The organism is Microbacterium umsixpiens, assembly GCF_053543675.1.
On the sequence record NZ_JBLVOH010000115.1, the window covers coordinates 4,506 to 7,749 of the forward strand.

Below are 3,244 nucleotides of genomic sequence, written 5' to 3' on the forward strand. Positions count from 1 at the left end.
GCCGGAGCCGGTGTCGACGTGCTGGTCGTCGACACCGCGCACGGCCACCAGGAGAGCATGCTGCGCGCTCTGCGTGCGATCGCCGAGCTCGACCTCGGTCTGCCCGTCGTCGCCGGCAACATCGTCACCGCCGACGGCGTCGCCGACCTGGTCGATGCGGGCGCGACGATCCTCAAGGTGGGCGTGGGCCCGGGGGCGATGTGCACGACGCGCATGATGACCGCGGTCGGCCGCCCCCAGTTCTCCGCGGTGCTCGAGACCGCCCAGGCCGCCAAGGAGCTCGGCGCCCATGTCTGGGCCGACGGCGGCGTGCGGTACCCCCGCGACGTCGCGCTCGCGCTCGCGGCCGGCGCGGCATCCGTCATGGTCGGCTCGTGGTTCGCCGGCACGATCGAGGCGCCGGGGGAGCTGCAGCGCGACGGCGACGGACGCCTGTTCAAGGAATCCTGGGGCATGGCGTCGACCAAGGCGGTGCAGGCGCGCTTCGGCCGACTCGACGCCTACGAGCGGGCCCGCAAAGAGCTCTTCGCCGAGGGCATCTCCTCGTCCAAGATCTATCTCGACCCCCTGCGCCCCGGCGTGGAGGACCTGCTGGACATGATCACCTCGGGCGTGCGTTCGTCGTTCACGTATGCGGGTGCGTCGTCCGTGCCGGAGTTCCACGATCGCGCGCTGGTCGGACTCCAGTCGGCGGCGGGGTACGAAGAGGGCAAGGCGCTGCCCGTCAGCTGGTGATCGCGAGCGCGAGCACAGTCGTCTTCTGTACAATCGTCCGCATAATGGACGACCCTCCCAGTTGCAGAACATCGCCCCACTGTCCGCCTCTCTCGCAGGAGAGGAACCGCTGATGGACTACATCATGTTGGGCGTGGGGCTCCTTCTCACGGTCGGCACCGGCCTCTTCGTCGCCAGCGAGTTCGCGCTGGTCAACCTCGACCGCGCCGAGCTCGAGGCGCGACAGGCCAGAGGTGAATCCCGGCTCTCGCTCACGATCGGCGCCCTCAGGCACACGTCCACGCATCTCTCCGCAGCGCAGCTCGGCATCACGCTGACGACGCTGCTGACCGGTTACACGATGGAGCCAGCGCTGTCGAACCTGCTTCGTCCGACGCTCCTCGCCTGGAGCATCCCGGAGGCGGCGGTCGCGCCCATCGCGACGATCGTGGCGATGCTCGTCGCCACCGTGCTCTCGATGATCCTCGGCGAACTCGTGCCGAAGAACTTCGCGCTCGCCCTGCCGCTGGCGACGGCGAAGCTCGTCATCCCCTTCCAGGTCGCCTTCACGACAGTCTTCAAACCGGCCGTGGTCGTGCTCAACGGCAGTGCCAACGGCGTGCTGCGGAGCATGGGCATCGAGCCCAAGGAGGAGCTCTCCGGTGCCCGCAGCGCGGAGGAGCTCTCCTCGCTCGTCCGACGCTCCGCCAATGCGGGCCTGCTCGAGGCCGACACCGCGACGCTGCTCGACCGCACCCTGATGTTCTCCCGGCTGACCGCCGCCGATGTGATGACCGCGCGGCCGAGCATGCACGCGATCGCCGCGGGCGACTCGGTGGACGACGTCATCCAACTCGCGCGACGGACCGGCCACAGCCGCTTCCCGGTCTACGACGACGATCTCGACGACATCACGGGCGTCGTGCACCTCAAGGCGGCCATCTCGGTGCCGCGTGATCGCCGGATCGACGTCCCCGTCGGTGCTCTGGCGACCGAGCCCCTGCGCGTACCCGAGACGGTGCACGTCGACGCCCTGATCTCCGAGCTCCGTGCTCGCGGTTACCAGCTCGCCGTCGTCGTCGACGAATACGGCGGGACTGCGGGTCTCGTCACCCTCGAAGACCTCGTCGAGGAGCTGGTCGGCGAGGTCGCCGACGAGCACGATCGCACCAGAGCAGGAGTCATCCGCAACCGGGAGGGTGTGACCTTCCCCGGCGAGCTGCGGCCCGATGAGCTGCGCCGTCGCGCGGGCGTCGAGGTGCCGGAGGGCGACGTGTACGACACAGTGGGCGGCTACGTCATGAGCGTGCTCGAGCGCGTGCCCTCGGTCGGCGACGAGGTGCCGCTCGACAGCGGCATGCTCCAGGTCGTCCGCATGGACGGCCGGCGCGTCGACCGCGTCCGCTACGTTCCGAGTCCGCTCGACGGGGGAGAGGAGGCCACCCGATGAACGATTGGGGAGGACTCGCCTGGCTCGTCGTGCTTCTGATCGCGAACGCGTTCTTCGTCGGTGGAGAGTTCGCGGTGATCTCGGCTCGTCGGTCGCAGATCGAACCGCGCGCAGACCAGGGCTCGCGTGCAGCGAAGACGGCGCTGTACGCGATGGAGCACGCGACTCTGATGCTCGCGACCTCGCAGCTCGGCATCACCATCTGCTCGCTCCTGATCCTGAACGTCTCGGAGCCCGCGATCCACCACCTGCTCGCCGTGCCGCTGCATGCGCTCGGCTGGCCGGACGGTGCCGTCGATGCGGTCTCCTTCGCGATCGCGCTGCTGATCGTCTCGTTCCTGCACGTCGTGTTCGGCGAGATGGTGCCGAAGAACCTGGCGTTCTCGGTGCCGGATCGTGCCGTGCTGATCCTAGCTCCGCCGCTCGTGTGGGTGTCGAAGGTATTCATGCCGGTGATCTGGGTGCTCAACGCGGCCGCCAACGGTGTGCTGCGCCTCTTCCGGGTGGAGCCGAAGAACGAGGCCGCCTCCACGTTCACGCTCGACGAGGTCGCGACCATCGTGAGCCAGTCGCGACGCGAGGGTCTGCTGATGGACACCGCGGGAACGGTCGCCGCCGCCGTCGAATTCACCGACAAGAAGGCGCGGGATGTCGCCGTGCCGCTCGGCGATCTCGTGACGCTGCCGCAGTCGACCACGCCGGACGACATCGAGAAGGCCGTGTCCCGCTACGGGTTCTCCCGCTACGTGATCGTCGACGACGAAGCGGTACCGATCGGGTATGTCCACCTGAAGGACATCCTCCGCGCATCCGAAGGGCCGGATGCCGAGACGAAGATGATCCAGCCGGTCCCGGCCAAGCGCATCCACCACATGGTGCCGGTGCAGGAGGATACGGATCTGGAGGATGCTCTCGCCGTCATGCGCCGCGCGGGCCGCCACCTCGCGAAGGTGCGCGACGCGCAGGGCAACACCACCGCGGTGCTGTTCCTGGAGGACATCCTGGAGGAGCTGGTCGGCGAGGTGCAGGACGCGACGCGTCGCTTCCGCGGACGCTGATCCGGACAGATACGCGAAGGGC

The 3,244-nt window shown here is 68.7% G+C and carries 3 protein-coding genes; all 3 read left to right on the forward strand.

Translation table 11 applies throughout. From position 1 onward, the window contains the following. A partial coding sequence (locus ACNPM4_RS11560; RefSeq protein WP_448985798.1) for an IMP dehydrogenase occupies positions 1–735 on the forward strand: 735 nt, incomplete at its 5' end. Positions 736–847: 112 nt separating this feature from the next. Beyond that, positions 848–2,164: a hemolysin family protein gene (locus ACNPM4_RS11565; protein WP_448985799.1), complete on the forward strand. Its 1,317-nt coding sequence runs from the start codon at positions 848–850 to the stop codon at positions 2,162–2,164. After that, the gene (locus ACNPM4_RS11570) at positions 2,161–3,222 is read left to right on the forward strand and encodes a hemolysin family protein (RefSeq protein WP_029261939.1); all 1,062 of its coding nucleotides are present in this window, start codon (positions 2,161–2,163) and stop codon (positions 3,220–3,222) included. Before ACNPM4_RS11565 ends, ACNPM4_RS11570 begins: the two co-directional genes overlap by 4 nt. The last annotated feature ends 22 nt before the right edge of the window (positions 3,223–3,244 follow it).

Bases quoted from the DNA above. Each gene is read 5' to 3' on its own strand.
- ACNPM4_RS11565 (WP_448985799.1), top strand. From the start codon at position 848: ATGGACTACATCATGTTGGGCGTGGGGCTCCTTCTCACGGTCGGCACC.
- ACNPM4_RS11570 (WP_029261939.1), top strand. From the start codon at position 2,161: ATGAACGATTGGGGAGGACTCGCCTGGCTCGTCGTGCTTCTGATCGCG.